Annotated in this window: 11 protein-coding genes; all 11 read left to right on the top strand. The window is 69.6% G+C overall.

From position 1 onward, the window contains the following. Positions 1–29: 29 nt before the first annotated feature. The 11 genes from AS97_RS17195 (at position 30) to AS97_RS17145 (ending at position 15,289) form a co-directional block, all read left to right on the top strand. Positions 30–2,663, top strand: coding sequence for a valine--tRNA ligase (locus AS97_RS17195; RefSeq protein WP_125756955.1), 2,634 nt, complete (start codon positions 30–32; stop codon positions 2,661–2,663). A 223-nt stretch (positions 2,664–2,886) separates the two neighbouring features. Beyond that, complete coding sequence (locus AS97_RS17190) at positions 2,887–4,341, top strand: penicillin-binding protein 2 (RefSeq protein WP_086706513.1); 1,455 nt, start codon at positions 2,887–2,889, stop codon at positions 4,339–4,341. 239 nt (positions 4,342–4,580) lie between these two features. Next, a complete protein-coding gene (locus AS97_RS17185) occupies positions 4,581–6,086 on the top strand; it encodes a folylpolyglutamate synthase/dihydrofolate synthase family protein (protein ID WP_059145709.1) in 1,506 nt (501 codons plus the stop codon). Position 6,087: 1 nt separating this feature from the next. Further along, on the top strand, positions 6,088–6,441 hold the full coding sequence (locus AS97_RS17180) for a DUF4233 domain-containing protein (protein WP_059145710.1): 354 nt from the start codon (positions 6,088–6,090) through the stop codon (positions 6,439–6,441). A gap of 75 nt (positions 6,442–6,516) precedes the next feature. Further along, positions 6,517–6,930 (top strand): nucleoside-diphosphate kinase, encoded by a 414-nt coding sequence (gene ndk, locus AS97_RS17175; RefSeq protein WP_059145711.1) that lies wholly within the window; start codon positions 6,517–6,519, stop codon positions 6,928–6,930. A gap of 321 nt (positions 6,931–7,251) precedes the next feature. After that, entirely contained in the window at positions 7,252–8,271 is a 1,020-nt protein-coding gene (locus AS97_RS17170; protein ID WP_059145736.1) for a rod shape-determining protein, read from the top strand. Between the two features lie 148 nt (positions 8,272–8,419). Then, positions 8,420–9,364 (top strand): rod shape-determining protein MreC, encoded by a 945-nt coding sequence (mreC, locus tag AS97_RS17165; RefSeq protein ID WP_059145712.1) that lies wholly within the window; start codon positions 8,420–8,422, stop codon positions 9,362–9,364. Positions 9,365–9,370: 6 nt separating this feature from the next. After that, entirely contained in the window at positions 9,371–10,081 is a 711-nt protein-coding gene (gene mreD, locus AS97_RS17160) for a rod shape-determining protein MreD (RefSeq protein WP_059145737.1), read from the top strand. A gap of 75 nt (positions 10,082–10,156) precedes the next feature. Continuing rightward, entirely contained in the window at positions 10,157–12,301 is a 2,145-nt protein-coding gene (mrdA, locus tag AS97_RS17155) for a penicillin-binding protein 2 (protein WP_210565231.1), read from the top strand. A gap of 181 nt (positions 12,302–12,482) precedes the next feature. Then, positions 12,483–13,616 (top strand): rod shape-determining protein RodA, encoded by a 1,134-nt coding sequence (rodA, locus tag AS97_RS17150; RefSeq protein ID WP_228054079.1) that lies wholly within the window; start codon positions 12,483–12,485, stop codon positions 13,614–13,616. A gap of 35 nt (positions 13,617–13,651) precedes the next feature. Next, positions 13,652–15,289 carry a CYTH and CHAD domain-containing protein gene (locus AS97_RS17145; protein ID WP_210565230.1) on the top strand — a complete coding sequence of 546 codons (1,638 nt, stop codon included), beginning with the start codon at positions 13,652–13,654 and terminating at the stop codon, positions 15,287–15,289. Positions 15,290–15,295 lie beyond the last annotated feature (6 nt).

Here is a 15,295-nt window from a genome sequence, read left to right as displayed (position 1 = left end):
GGAAGGCCGCGGCCCTTTAGACTGCGGTGGTGACCGAGAACTCTTCGCAGCGCCCCACGAGCGGGCCGAACAGCCACCCCGAACTGCCGACCCAGTACGCGCCGGCCGATGTAGAGGGGCCGCTGTACGAGCGCTGGGTAGAGCGCGGTTACTTCGAGGCGGACGCGAAGAGCGACAAAGAGCCCTACACCATCGTCATCCCGCCCCCCAATGTGACCGGCTCGCTCCACCTCGGCCATGCCTTCGAGCACACGATCATCGATGCGCTCACCCGGCGCAAGCGAATGCAGGGCTTTGAGACGCTCTGGCAGCCCGGTATGGACCACGCCGGTATCGCCACGCAGAACGTCGTCGAGCGCGAGCTGGCCAAGGAGGGCGTCTCCCGCCACGACCTGGGCCGCGAGGCGTTCGTCGAGCGCGTCTGGCAGTGGAAGGGCGAGTCCGGCGGGCAGATCTCCGGCCAGATGCGGCGCCTGGGCGACGGCGTCGCCTGGAACCGCGAGCGCTTCACCATGGACGAGGGGCTCTCCAAGGCCGTCCAGACGATCTTCAAGCGGCTCTACGAGGACGAGCTGATCTACCGCGCCGAGCGCATCATCAACTGGTGCCCGCGCTGCCTTACGGCCATCTCGGACATCGAGGTGGAGTACGACGACGATGACGGCGAGCTCGTCTCGATCCGATACGGCGAGGGCGATGCCGCCATTGTCGTCGCGACGACCCGCGCCGAGACGATGCTGGGCGACACCGCGGTCGCGGTCCACCCCGACGACGAGCGCTACCGCCATCTGATCGGCACCGAGATCGAACTGCCGCTCACCGGCCGCCGGATCCCGATCGTCGCCGACGAGCATGTCGACCCCGAGTTCGGCACCGGCGCGGTCAAGGTCACCCCGGCCCATGACCCGAACGACTTCGAGATCGGGCAGCGGCACGGCCTGCCGAACCTGACCGTCATGGACGAGCACGCGGTCATCACCGCCCATGGCCCCTTCCAGGGCCTGGACCGGCTGGAGGCGCGCAGCGCCGTCGTCGGCGCGCTGCGCGCCGAGGGCCGGATCGTCGCCGAGAAGCGCCCGTACACCCACTCCGTGGGCCACTGCTCGCGCTGTAAGACGACCATCGAGCCGCGGCTGTCCATGCAGTGGTGGGTCAAGGTCGGCCCGCTGGCCAAGGCCGCGGGCGACGCGGTCCGCGACGGCCGGGTGAAGATCCACCCTCAGGACATGTCGAAGCGCTACTTCGACTGGGTCGACAACCTCCACGACTGGTGCATCTCGCGCCAGCTGTGGTGGGGCCACCGGATCCCGGTCTGGTACGGGCCGAACGGCGAGGTCGTCTGCGTCGGACCGAACGAGGAGCCGCCGAGCGGCGAGGGCTGGCACCAGGACAGCGATGTCCTGGACACCTGGTTCTCGTCCGGCCTGTGGCCGTTCTCCACGCTCGGCTGGCCCGAGCAGACCGAGAGCATGGAGAAGTTCTATCCGAACTCGGTTCTGGTCACCGGCTACGACATCCTCTTCTTCTGGGTCGCCCGGATGATGATGTTCGGCCTGTACGCGATGGACGGCACCCCGCCGTTCCACACCATCGCGCTGCACGGCATGGTCCGTGACCAGTTCGGCAAGAAGATGTCCAAGTCCTTTGGCAACGCGGTCAACCCGCTGGACTGGATGGACACTTATGGTTCGGACGCGGTCCGCTTCACCCTGGCCCGGGGTGCCAACCCCGGCGTCGACGTCCCGATCGGCGAGGACTGGGTCCAGGCGTCCCGCAACTTCGCCAACAAGATCTGGAACGCGACCCGCTTCGCGCTGATGAACGGCGCGACGGTCGAGGGTGAACTGCCCACCCCCGAGCGGCTGTCCGCCACCGACCGCTGGATCCTGTCCCGGCTGAACGAGGTCGTCGCCGAGGTCGACGCGTACTACGAGGACTACCAGTTCGCCAAGCTCTCCGACGTCCTCTACCACTTCGCGTGGGACGAGGTCTTCGACTGGTACGTCGAGCTGTCCAAGACCACCTTCGCCAAGGGCGGTGCGGAGGCCGACGCCGCGCGCCGCGTCCTCGGCGAGGTCCTGGACGTCACGCTGAGGCTGCTGCACCCGGTGGTCCCGTTCGTCACCGAGAAGCTGTGGACCTCGCTGACCGGCCAGGAGTCCGTCGTCATCGCGGACTGGCCCGGCGACAGCGGGTTCCGGGACGAGGCGGCCGAGCGGGAGATCGAGAACCTCCAGCAGGTGGTCACCGAGGTCCGCCGGTTCCGCGCGGACCAGGGCCTTCAGCCCGGTCAGCGGGTCCCGGCGCGGCTGGAGCTGTCCGGCACCTCGCTCGCCGCCCACGAGGACGCGATGCGCTCCCTGCTGCGCCTCCAGCCGGCCGGTGAGGACTTCACGGCCACCGCCTCGCTGCCGGTCGCGGGTGCGACCGTGGCGCTGGACCTCTCCGGTGCGATCGACGTCGAGGCCGAGCGCAAGCGGCTGGCCAAGGACCTCGCCGCGGCCGAGAAGGACAAGGCGCAGACGACCGCGAAGCTGTCCAACGAGGGCTTCCTGGCCAAGGCCCCCGACCATGTCGTGGAGAAGATCCGCACCCGGCAGGCGACCGCCGAGGCCGATATCGCGCGGATCACCGCCCAGTTGGCGGCCCTCCCCAAGGGCTGACAAGGGTTGACCGAGAGCCGACCGAAAGCCGGTCGGCACTGATCGCACGAGGCGCCCCCGCCGGATTCCGGCGGGGGCGCTTTGGTGCGTGCGATGTGCCACAGACGCCCGGAGAAGCCACACAAACGCCTCACAGACGCCGCACAGCAAAGCCCCACCGGGAACCAAACACTGCCTTCCGGGAGTTCTCCGGCAGTACGTCCCGGAAGGAGCTCCACCCTCCATGAACAAGCCGCTGCGAAGGGCCTCCATTTTCTCGCTTCTGCTCGTGCTGGCCCTGCTCGCCTGGGCCACCTATGTGCAGCTGGCGAGAGGCGACAGTCTCCGGGACAACTCTCACAACAGCCGTGTGGCCATCTCCCAGTACGCCGGCCCGCTGGGCGACATCCTGGCCGGCGGCAAGCCGATCACCGGCTCGGCCTCCACCGACGGCGACCTGAAGTACAAGCGCACCTACACCGACGGCAAGCTCTGGGCCCCGGTCACCGGCTATGCCTCCCAGTCCTACGGCAGCACTCAGCTGGAGGCCCTGGACCGGCAGGTCCTCGACGGCTCCGACAGCCGGCTGAAGAACCCGCTCGAGGCGGTGACGCGGGAGCGGTCCAAGCCCGGCGATGTGGTCACCACGATCAATCCGGCCGTGCAGAAGGCCGCCTATGAGGGCCTGGGCGACAAGACCGGCGCGGCCGTGGCGCTCGACCCCACGACCGGTGCCGTCCTGGGCCTGGCCAGCACGCCCTCGTACGACCCCGGCAGCTTCGCGGGCTCCTCCACCAAAGACCAGAAGGCGTGGCTCGCACTGCAGAAGGACGACAAGCAGCCGATGCTGAACCGCGCGCTGCGCCAGACGTACCCGCCGGGCTCGACCTTCAAGGTCCTGGTCGCCGCCGCGGCGCTGGAGAACGGGCTGTATTCGTCGGTGGACGAGCCGACCAAGAGCCCGGATCCATACCGGCTGCCGGGCACGGTCACCGATATGCACAACGAGAACAGGTCGGCGCCCTGTAAGGACGCGACGATACGCACCGCCCTGGAGTACTCGTGCAACACGGTCTTCGCGAAGATGGCCGTGGACCTGGGCCAGTCCAAGGTGGCGGCGCAGGCCGAGAAGCTGGGCTTCGACGACTCCAAGCTGGACATCCCGGTGCGCGCCGCGAAGAGCCTGTACCCGAGCGGGATGAACGACTCGCAGACGGCCCTGAGCGGAATGGGCCAGTTCGATGTGACGGCCACTCCGCTGCAGATGGCGATGGTCTCCTCGGCCATCGCGAACGACGGCAAGCTGATGACCCCGTACGAGGTCGACCGCACCACGGACGGCAGTGCTTCCGCCCTGGACCGTAACCAGGGCAAGACCTACGGCGAGGCGATGTCCAAGCACACCGCGTCCGAGCTGCAGTCCGCGATGGGGACGGTCGTGGACGAGGGCACCGGGACCAACGCGAAGATTCCCGGGGTGACGGTGGGCGGCAAGACCGGCACCGCCCAGCACGGTGAGAACAACAGCGCCAATCCCTACGCGTGGTTCATCAGCTACGCGGACGCCGGCAACGGCCACAAGGTCGCGGTCGCGGTGGTGGTCGAGGACAGCGACGCGGCCCGCGCCGACATCTCCGGCGGCGGCCTGGCGGGACCGATCGCGAAGTCGATGATGAAGGCCGCTCTCGGCGGCGAATGAGCCGAAGGGGCGCGTCGCTGTCGTAGGGGAGCGCGCGGGGAGCGAGGGCTCCGATCGATATGCGGCTCCGCCGCGTGGGTGACCGAGCACGGCCGACCGTCGACAGGGGGCACCTCCCAGCGGTAGCGGGGGGAGACTGGAGCGCCTCGGAGGCGAGCCGCCTTGTCACAGATACCGGGTCGTGACCTCGGGGATGGCGCTGGCCCGGCTTGTCACCCCTGCCTCGTAGACTGGTCGGCGTGAGCGAGGAGCGCCCCCAGAACGAGTCCGACGAGTTCGAAGAGATCGTCGAAGCCGAGACCGACCGTGACCCCGATCTGGCGGTGATCGAGGCCGGTAGCCGGACGCTGCGTGCGCAGTCCGGGCCACCGCAGGGGGACGGCATTCCCTCCCGCCCGGCCGACCCGGAGGTTGACCGCGCCCTGCGCGAGGTGGAGGGCGAGCTGGCCAAGCGCTGGCCGGAGACCAAGCTGGACCCATCGCTGGTGCGCATCGAGTCGCTGATGGACATCCTCGGCTCGCCGCAGCGGGCCTATCCCTCGATCCACATCACCGGCACGAACGGCAAGACCAGCACCGCCCGTATGGTCGAGTCGCTGCTGGGCGCCTTCGACTTGCGCACCGGCCGCTACACCAGCCCCCATGTCCAGTCGATCACCGAGCGGATCAGCCTGGACGGGGCGCCGATCTCCGCCGAGCGGTTCATCGAGACGTACCAGGACATCCAGCCGTACATCGAGATGGTCGACGCCCAGCAGGAGCACCGGCTGTCCTTCTTCGAGGTGCTCACCGGGATGGCGTACGCGGCCTTCGCGGACGCGCCCGTGGACATCGCGGTGGTCGAGGTCGGCATGGGCGGCTCCTGGGACGCCACCAACGTGGTCGACGCGGGCGTCGCGGTGATCATGCCGATCTCGCTGGACCACACCGACCGGCTCGGCACCACTCCGGAGCAGATCGCCACGGAGAAGGCCGGCATAGTGAAGCAGGACGCCACCGTGGTGCTCGCGCAGCAGCCGGTGGAGGCCGCCTCCGTGGTGCTCAAGCGCGCGGTCGAGGTGGACGCCACGGTCGCCCGTGAGGGCCTGGAGTTCGGTGTGCTCTCCCGGGAGGTGGCGGTCGGAGGCCAGTTGCTGACCCTGCGCGGCCTCGGCGGGGAGTACCCCGATGTCTTCCTCCCGCTGCACGGCGCCCACCAGGCGCACAACGCGGCGATGGCGCTGGCCGCCGTCGAGGCGTTCTTCGGCGTCGGCTCCCAGCACGCCCGCACGCTCGACATCGACACGATCCGCTCCGCCTTCGCCTCCGTGACCTCGCCGGGCCGGATGGAGGTCGTGCGCCGCAGCCCCACCGTGGTGCTGGACGCCGCGCACAACCCCGCGGGCGCCCGTGCGGCGGCCGAGGCGGTCACGGAGTCCTTCGACTTCAGCCGGCTGGTCGGCGTGGTCGGAACGAGCGCCGACAAGGATGTCCGCGGTCTGCTGGAAGCCTTCGAGCCGATCTTCGCCGAGGTCGTGGTGACCCGCAATTCCAGCCATCGTTCGATGGACCCGGACGAGCTGGCCGCGATCGCCGTCGAGGTCTTCGGCCCCGACCGGGTCCAGGTCGAGCCGCGGCTGGACGACGCCCTGGAGGAAGCCATCACCCTGGCGGAGGAAGAGGGCGAATACGCCGGAGCGGGTGTGCTGGTGACCGGGTCGGTGATCACGGTCGGCGAGGCCCGGCTGCTTCTGGGAAGGGGCTGATATGCGAACGCTGTGCGCTTCCACCCTCATCGGTGAGTTCTTTGTGATCGGCTTCGCCGGGCTGGTCGCGATGAAGACGTCCGGACTGTCGATGGCCACCGTCTGGACGGTGAGCGGGATCGCCATGGCGCTCTGTGTGCTGCTGTGCGGGATGCTGAGCCGTCCGGGCGCGGTACAGATCGGCTGGGCCCTGCAGATCGGCCTGGTGCTGAGCGGCTTCGTGGTGACCACCATGTTCGTCCTCGGGGTGGTCTTCGCCGCGCTGTGGTGGGCCTCGGTCCACTTCGGCCGTAAGGTCGACGAGGCGAAGGCGCGGTTCGCCGCGGCCTCGGCCGCCTCGCCTGACACTGCGTGACATGGCTCTCGTTCACCCATGTAGCCTCTGCCTCACAGCGCCACCCGCATGCCATTTCCCAAAGGAGCCCGCACCGTGAGCCAGCGCACGCTCGTCCTTCTCAAGCCCGACGCCGTCCGACGCGGTCTGGTGGGCGAGATTCTGGGGCGGATCGAGAAGAAGGCGGGCTGGACGATCAGTGCCCTCGAGCTGCGTCAGCTGGACCGTGAGGTCCTGGAGCAGCACTACGCCGAGCATGTCGGCAAGCCCTTCTACGAGCCCCTGGTGGAGTTCATGGCCTCCGCTCCGGCCGTGGCGCTGGTCGTCGAGGGCGAGCGGGTCATCGAGGGCGTCCGGGCGCTGGCCGGGCCGACCGACCCGATCGCCGCCGCGCCCGGGTCCATCCGTGGCGATTTCGGCACCATCGTTCGGGAAAACCTGATCCATGCCTCGGACTCGGAGGAGTCCGCCGAACGGGAAATCAAGATTTTCTTTCCCGGGCTCGCCTGATCCCGATCCGATCGGTACTGATCGGCCATCAGTTTGATCATCAGCTTGTCACACCCCTGCTGACCTGGGGGCGGCCGAATTGCCCGGCCGCCCTTCGGCATATGGGAGCCGATCGGGGGAACGCATCTCCGCGACACGACGTCACCATTAGAGGGGGCGGGGTCGTGTTCTGCTGACAATGGCGGAGGACCCCCGCAGCGTGTTCGAGCGGGCGTGACTACGATGAAGCTTCCGCGCCTCGCAGCGCACACCCATCCTGCCGACCTCTAGCAAGCAATCGCTCCAGCAGGGAAGGCCTGACGTATCCTCATGGGGAACAACATGTCGTTCATCGGCCGTGACATGGCTGTCGACCTCGGGACCGCCAACACGCTGGTGTACGTCAGGGGCCGCGGGATCGTCCTCAACGAGCCATCCGTCGTCGCCATCAACACCAACACGGGCGGAATTCTCGCCGTGGGCGCCGAGGCGAAGAAGATGATCGGCCGCACCCCTGGCAACATCGTCGCTGTGCGTCCGCTCAAGGACGGCGTTATCGCCGACTTCGAGATCACCGAGCGGATGTTGCGGTACTTCATCCTGAAAATTCATAAGCGCCGTTATCTCGCCCGGCCCCGTGTGGTCGTCTGTGTGCCGTCCGGTATCACCGGAGTCGAGCGCCGGGCCGTCATCGAGGCGTCCACCCAGGCGGGCGCCCGCCAGGTGCACATCATCGAGGAGCCCATGGCCGCGGCCATCGGTTCCGGCCTTCCGGTCCACGAGGCCACCGGCAACATGGTCGTGGACATCGGCGGCGGCACCACCGAGGTCGCCGTCATCTCGCTGGGCGGCATCGTCACCGCGCAGTCCATCCGGGTGGCGGGCGATGAGCTGGACAACGCGATCATCCAGCACATCAAGAAGGAGTACAGCCTGCTGCTCGGCGAGCGCACCGCCGAGAACATCAAGATCACCATCGGCTCCGCCTTCGAGAGCGACGAGGAGGAGCACACCGAGATCCGCGGCCGTGACCTCGTCAGCGGCCTCCCCAAGACCGTCGTGATCTCGGCCGCCGAGGTCCGCAAGGCCATGGAGGAGCCGGTCAACTCGATCGTCGACGCCGTCAAGACCACCCTCGACAAGTGCCCCCCGGAGCTCTCCGGCGACGTCATGGACCGCGGCATCGTGCTCACCGGCGGCGGTGCGCTGCTGCGCGGCCTGGATGAGCGGCTGCGCCAGGAGACCGGGATGCCGATCCATATCGCCGAGGACCCGCTGGACTCCGTCGCGCTCGGATCCGGCAAGTGCGTGGAGGAGTTCGAGGCGCTCCAGCAGGTGCTGGACGCCCAGCCCCGCAGATGACAATCCGGCGAACCGGCCGTGCGGGTGCTTGGCTGCCCGTGCGGCGGAACGCTGATATACAGGCATAAGGCTCCCCAGGACCGGCCGGCCACCACATCACCGGCACCGGCACCGGTCCGACTTCGACGAGGAAGGCACGTCGCCGCACGTGAGGGACACACGAGAGAGCCGGCTGCTCCTGGTGCTGCTGGTCGCCATCGCGTTCGCGCTGATCACGGTGGATATCCGCGGCGGCGAGGACTCACCCCTCGATGGCGCCCGTCAGGCCGCCGCTTCCGTCTTCGGGCCTGTGGAGGACGGCGTCGCGTCCGCCGTCGACCCGGTCGGCAACGCCGTCGCGGCTGTACGGGAATCGGGCGACCGGCACGACCGGGTCCGCCGCCTGGAGGAAGAGAACACCAAACTCAAGCAAAAGCTCGGCAACGACTCCCGTAACCGCGCCCGCTCGGCCGAGCTGGACAAGCTGCTCAAGACCGCGGGCGCCGGCCAATACGGCATCAAGGGCGCCCAGGTCATCGGCATCGGCGCCGCCCAGGGCTTCTCCTGGACCGTCACCCTCGACATCGGCAGCAACGACGGCGTCCGCCGCGACATGACCGTCATCAACGGCGACGGCCTGGTCGGCCGGGTCACCACCGTCGGCTCCTCGACGGCGACCGTGCTGCTCGCCATCGACCCGGACTTCACCGTCGGCACCCGTATGGAGGGGTCGGGCGAGCTCGGCTTCGCCACCGGGCGCGGCGACCGCTCGCTCCATGTGCAGCTCCTCAACGGCAAGGCCCGGATCAAGCAGGGCGACCGGATGGTCACCTTCGGCTCCCAGGCGGACAAGCCGTTCGTCCCCGGAGTCCCGGTCGGCAAGGTCGTGCGCGTCGACCCCACCGGAGGGGATCTCACCCGAACGCTTCAAGTGCGCCCGTACGTGCGGTTCAGCAAGCTGGACATCGTCGGGGTCGTCGTCCAGCCGCCGCGCGGCAACCCGCGTGACACCGTGCTGCCGCCCAAGCCCGCGAAGCCCAAGCCGACGCCCACGGTCACCGTCACGGCCAACCCCTCCGCCACCGCCACGAACCCGGCCGCCAACAGGAGCTGACCGATGCTGCACCTCAACCGGATCGTCCTGTCGACCTGCCTGGTGGTCTTCGCCCTCGTCGTCCAGATCTGCGTGCTGGCCCGGCTCCAACTGCCCGGCGCCGTCCCGGACCTGCTGCTCCTCGTCGTGCTCGGTCTCGCGCTCGTCTACGGCCACACCGGCGGTGCGCTCATCGGCTTCGCCGCGGGCCTGCTCGCCGACCTCGCCCCGCCCGCCGACCACGCCGCCGGCCGCTATGCCCTGGTGCTCTGCGTCATCGGCTATCTGGCGGGGCTCGCCAAGCCGGAGTCCGGCCAGCTCAGGTCGGCCACCGGACCGATGCTGGTGGTCGTGGCGGCGGCCATCGGCGCCACGCTGCTGTACGCCGGGGTCGGCATCCTCGTCGGCGACGACGCGGCCCGTCAGGTGGGCCTGGGCAAGCTGCTGTTCACCGCGGCCCTCTACGACCTGCTGCTGGCACCCTTCACGGTGCCGTTGATCATGGGGCTCGCCAGACGGAGTGAGAACGATCCGATGGCCGACAGCGCGGGCGGCGGCGGTGAGAGCACGTCCCGCTGGATCAGCGCGGCGGGCGGCGTCAGCACCGGCCGGGTCGGCCGGATGAGCCGGCTCAGGCGTCCGGGCCGGGCGGCCCGGATCGGCAGCCAGCGCGGCGGGCTGCTGGCCCGCACCGGGAAGAACAGGACGGCACGCATCAAGGGGGTCAAGCGCCTGTGAGCACCGCCCTCCCGTTGCCCGTCGCCCTCCCCTCTGTCGTCCTCTCGTCGCCCACCACCGCCCTCAGGGGATGCCATGAGTAATATCCCCGAGACCGGACGGACCCCCCGGGTCACCATCCGGCTCGTCGGCCTCCAGATCCTGGTCTTCTCGCTGCTGCTGACTCTCGGCGGGCGCCTGTGGTACCTGCAGATCCGCAACGGCGACGAGTACACCGCCGAAGCCGCCAACAACCACGTCCAGCAGGTCGTCCACCCCGCCGTGCGCGGCTCCATACTGGACGCCCGCGGTGTGCCGCTCGCCGACAACGAGACCCGTCTGGTCGTCTCCGCCAGCCGTACCGAGCTGATGAAGATGCCGGACGACGGCAAGGCCGCCCTCACCCGCCTGGCCGACGTCCTGGGCATGAAGCCCAAGGACGTCATGGACAAGGTCCGGCTGTGCGACGCCAAGACCCCGCAGCCGTGCTGGAACGGCTCCCCGTACCAGCCCATCCCGATCACGGACGAGGCCAGCGCCAAGCAGGCGCTGCAGATCCGCGAGCGCGAAGAGGACTTCCCCGGCATCAGCGCCGAGCCCACCGCCGTGCGCCGCTACGCCGCTCCGGCCGGTTCCAACGCCGCCCAGGTGCTCGGCTATCTCTCCCCGGTCACCGATGAGCAGGTGAAGGAGGCCGAGCACACCAAGTCGCCGCTGCTCCGCTCGGACCAGGTCGGCAGCAACGGCCTCGAGCGCCAGTACGACAGCGAGCTGCGCGGCAAGGCCGGGGTGACCCGCTACGAGGTCGACAACCTCGGCCGTGTCATCGGTCAGCGGGAGAGCCAGCGGGCCCGCCCCGGCGACAACGTCGTCACCAGCATCGACTCGCGCGTCCAATCGGTCGCGGAGAAGGAGCTGGAGCAGGCGATGCGGGACGCCCGCAAGCAGCACGACCGGAACACCGGCACCAACTACAAGGCGGACTCCGGCGCGGTCGTGGTCATGGAGGCCAAGACCGGCCGGGTGGTGGCCATGGCGTCCAACCCGACGTACGACCCCAACGCCTGGGTCGGCGGCATCTCCGGCAAGGACTACAAGCAGCTCACCGGCAAGAAGTCCAACTACCCGCTGCTCAACCGGGCGATCCAGGGCCAGGCGGCTCCCGGCTCGATCTTCAAGGTCGTCCCGACGACCGCCGCGATCAACGCCGGCTACTCCTTCAACGGACCGTATCCCTGCACCAGCTCGTTCAACATCGGCAGCCAGGTCTTCAAGAACTTCGAGTCCGAGAACTACGGCGGGATCAGCCTCGGCCGCGCGCTGGAGGTCTCCTGCGACACCGTCTTCTACCACCTGGCCTACGAGCAGTGGAAGAAGGACGGCGGCAACAAGCCCAAGAAGAAGCCGGGGGACTGGTTCTACCGGACCGCCCACCAGTTCGGCCTCGGTAAGGAGACCGGCATCGACCTCCCCAACGAGGTCACCGGCCGGGTCCCGGACCGCCAGTGGAAGAAGGACTACTGGAAGGCCAACAAGGACGCCTGGTGCAAGACCGGTAAGAAGGACGGCGACTACGGCCAGCGGATCGCCTACGAGAACTGCCTCGAGGGCATGAAGATGCGTGCCGGTGACTCCGTGAACTACTCCATCGGCCAGGGCGACACCCTTGTCACCCCGATCCAGATGGCCACCATCTACTCGGCCATCAGCAACGGCGGAACGCTCTACAACCCGACCGTCGGCAAGGCGATCGTCAGCCCCGACGGCAAGGACGTCCGCGAGATCAAGCCGGAGTCGCACGGCAAGCTGCCGATGAAGGGCCAGACCCGCGACAAGATCGACAGCGCGCTCGCGGGCGTCGCCACCCGGGGCACCGCCGCCTGGCGGTTCCAGGGCTGGCCGCAGGACAAGATCCCGATGCACGCCAAGACCGGTACCGCGGAGGTCTACGGCAAGCAGACCACCTCGTGGTTCGCGACGTACACCAAGGACTACTCGATCGTCATGACGATCTCCCAGGGCGGTACCGGCTCCGGGGCCTCCGGCCCGGCCGTGCGCAAGATCTACAACGCGCTGTACGGAGTCGACGCCAAGGGCGGCATCGACAAGAAGAAGGCGCTGCTGCCCCAGCCGCAGGCCAACCTGCCGAAGATCTCCTCGGACGGCTCCATCGAGCCCCAGCCCCTGGGCAAGCGGTTCGAGGCGGCTTCGAGGGAGCGGCGGCGGGGAGCGGATTCATGAGCGACGCACGCGCGGCCGCCGGGCCGCGGACGACGACGCATGCCGCACCTCCGCGCCGCGCGGGCGACAGTGACCTGAGCCGCTGCCGCGGCGGGGCGAACAGGAGGCAGGGGTGAGCACGTCCACGCACGGATACTCCGTACGCCGCTTCACCCCTGAGCGCGGCGCCTGGAGCAAGCTCATGGCGCGCGACTCCATCGTGCGCCGCCTCGACTGGGTGCTGCTGCTCACCGCGCTGGCCCTGTCCGCGATCGGTGGGGCGCTCGTCTACTCCGCCACCCGCAACCGCACCGAGCTCAACCAGGGCGACCCGTACTACTTCCTGGTCCGGCACGCCCTCAACACCGGCATCGGGCTGCTGCTCGCCATCGGCACCGTCTGGCTGGGCCATCGCACCCTGCGCGGCGCGGTCCCGGTCCTGTACGGCCTGTCCGTCGTCCTCGTCCTCGCCGTGCTCACCCCGCTGGGCTCGACGATCAACGGGGCGCACGCGTGGATCGTGGTCGGCGGCGGATTCTCCCTGCAGCCGGGCGAGTTCGCCAAGATCACGATCATTCTGGGCATGGCGATGCTGCTGTCCGCGCGCGTGGACGCGGGTGACCGGCTCAACCCCGACCACCGCACCGTCGTTCAGTCGCTCGGCCTGGCCGCACTGCCCATCGCGATCGTGCTGCTGATGCCGGACCTCGGTTCGGTGATGGTCATGGCGGTGATCGTGCTCGCCGTGCTGCTCGCCTCCGGCGCGTCCAACCGCTGGATCGCCGGGCTGATCCTCACGGCCGTGGTCGGCGCGCTGCTCATCTGGCAGCTGCACGTCCTCGACCAGTACCAGATCGACCGCTTCGCCGCGTTCGCCAACCCCGCACTCGACCCGGCCGGGGTCGGCTACAACACCAACCAGGCGCGGATCGCGATCGGCTCGGGCGGTCTCACCGGTAAGGGGCTCTTCCACGGCACCCAGACCACCGGTCAGTTCGTCCCCGAGCAGCAGACCGACTTCGTCTTCACGGTCGCGGGGGAGGAGCTCGGCTTCCTCGGCGCGGGCCTGATCATCGTGCTGCTGGGGGTCGTGCTGTGGCGCGCCTGCCGGATCGCGCGCGACACCACGGAGCTGTACGGGACCGTCGTCGCGGCCGGGATCATCGCCTGGTTCGCCTTCCAGTCGTTCGAGAACATCGGGATGACGCTGGGCATCATGCCGGTGGCCGGTCTGCCGCTGCCGTTCGTCTCCTACGGTGGAACGTCGATGTTCGCCGTATGGATCGCGATCGGGCTGCTGCAGTCCATCCGAGTGCAGCGGCCCGTCTCCGCTTAGGGCTGATTGGCCCGAGTTCGGGTACGTGACATCACATGGTGGACACGAAGCAGGAGATAGAACGCAAGTACGAGGCCACCGCCGAAGAAGCCGGTCCGTCCGGGCGGCCCGACCTGCCGGGTCTTCCCGAACTGACCGGGGCGGGTCCGGTCGCGACCGTGGTGAGTCGCGGTGTCGTGACCCTCGAGGCCACCTATTACGACACCCCCGGGCGACGGCTGCTGGCCGACGGCATCACCCTGCGCCACCGCACCGGCGGCGCCGACGAGGGCTGGCATCTGAAGCTGCCCGTCGGCCAGGACACCCGGGAGGAGCTGCGGGCGCCGCTCGGCACCGCGGTGCCCGCCGGGATGGCCGCGCTGCTGCGCTCGCGGGTCCGCCACGATCCGCTGCGCCCGCTCGCCCATCTGCACACCGAGCGGGACCGCAAGGATCTGGTGGACGCCGACGGCACCGTGCTCGCCGAGGTGGCCGTCGACCGCGTGACGGCCCGGCGGCTGGCGCCGGAGGAGAGCGAGCCGGTGCGGTGGACCGAGGTCGAGGTCGAGCTCGCCGAGGGCCGGGGTCACGATCAGCGGCTGCTCGACGCGGTCGAGGGGCGGCTGCGCGACGGCGGTCTGCACCGCGCCGGCACCCCCTCCAAGCTCGCCAAGGCCCTGGCCGAGACGGAGAAGGTCGCGGTCGCAGTCCAGACCGGCGGAGCCGGGCTTGGCCGGTCCGCCAAGCCCGGGAAGCCCGCGAAGAGCGCCCGTCAGGTCGAGCAGGCCGCGTCGGCGGTCCGGCGGCCGCTCGGCGCCGACGATGTCCTCCTGGACTATGTACGCCGTCAGATCGACGCCATGGTGCGGCTCGACCCCGCCGTGCGCAGGGACCTGCCGGACGCGGTGCACCGGATGCGGGTCGCCACCCGCCGGCTGCGCAGCGCCTTCCGTTCCTACCGCGAGGTCCTGGACCGTACGGTGACCGATCCGATCGGCGACGAGCTGAAGTGGCTGGCCGGTGAGCTCGGCCTGGAGCGCGACCGCGAGGTGCTCACCGAGCACCTCGAAGGCCGTCTCGCCGAGCTGCCGGACGACCTCCTGCTCGGCCCGGTGCCGGCCCGGCTGCACCACTGGTCGCAGGGGCGGCGCGACAGCGCCCGCGCGGCCGTCCTGGGCGCGCTGGACAGCGAGCGCTATCTCACGCTCCTGGACACCCTCGACGCCCTGGCGGCCGATCCGCCGCTGCGGCCCGCCGCCGCGAAGCCGGCCGCGCCGGTGGTCCTCAAGGCCGTGCTGCGCGACTACGAGCGGCTCGCCACCCGTATGACCACCGCCCTGGAGACGCCCCCGGGGCCGGACCGCGACGTCGCCGTCCATCAGGCCCGTAAGGCCGCCAAGCGTGTCCGCTACGCCGCCGAGACGGCCCGGCCCGCGCTCGGCAAGCCCGCCAAGAAGTTCGCCCGCCGTATGCAGGCCGTACAGGACGTGCTCGGCGACCACCAGGACAGCGTCGTCGTGCGCCGGGCGCTGCAGGCGCTGGCCACCCAGGCCCACGGCGCGGGGGAGAGCGACTTCACCTTCGGCCTGCTGTACGGCAGGGAGGAGGCGCGGGCCGCCGCCCGCGAGCGCGAGCTGCCCGGTCTGTGGGCCGATGTCTCCCGTAAGAAGCACCGGGCGGCCCTGGAGGCGTAGATCCGT

It is taken from the genome of Streptomyces sp. AgN23 (assembly GCF_001598115.1).
In the GTDB taxonomy this organism is placed as follows: domain Bacteria; phylum Actinomycetota; class Actinomycetes; order Streptomycetales; family Streptomycetaceae; genus Streptomyces; species Streptomyces antimycoticus.
Note: the sequence above shows the minus strand (reverse complement) of the source record. Positions and strands in the feature narration are given on the sequence as shown.

Excerpts from the sequence above, each read along its gene's own strand:
- AS97_RS17170 (WP_059145736.1), top strand. The coding sequence starts at position 7,252 with ATGTCGTTCATCGGCCGTGACATGGCTGTCGACCTCGGGACCGCCAAC.
- mrdA (WP_210565231.1), top strand. The coding sequence starts at position 10,157 with ATGAGTAATATCCCCGAGACCGGACGGACCCCCCGGGTCACCATCCGG.
- AS97_RS17190 (WP_086706513.1), top strand. The coding sequence starts at position 2,887 with ATGAACAAGCCGCTGCGAAGGGCCTCCATTTTCTCGCTTCTGCTCGTG.
- rodA (WP_228054079.1), top strand. The coding sequence starts at position 12,483 with ATGGCGCGCGACTCCATCGTGCGCCGCCTCGACTGGGTGCTGCTGCTC.
- AS97_RS17145 (WP_210565230.1), top strand. The coding sequence starts at position 13,652 with ATGGTGGACACGAAGCAGGAGATAGAACGCAAGTACGAGGCCACCGCC.
- AS97_RS17180 (WP_059145710.1), top strand. The coding sequence starts at position 6,088 with ATGCGAACGCTGTGCGCTTCCACCCTCATCGGTGAGTTCTTTGTGATC.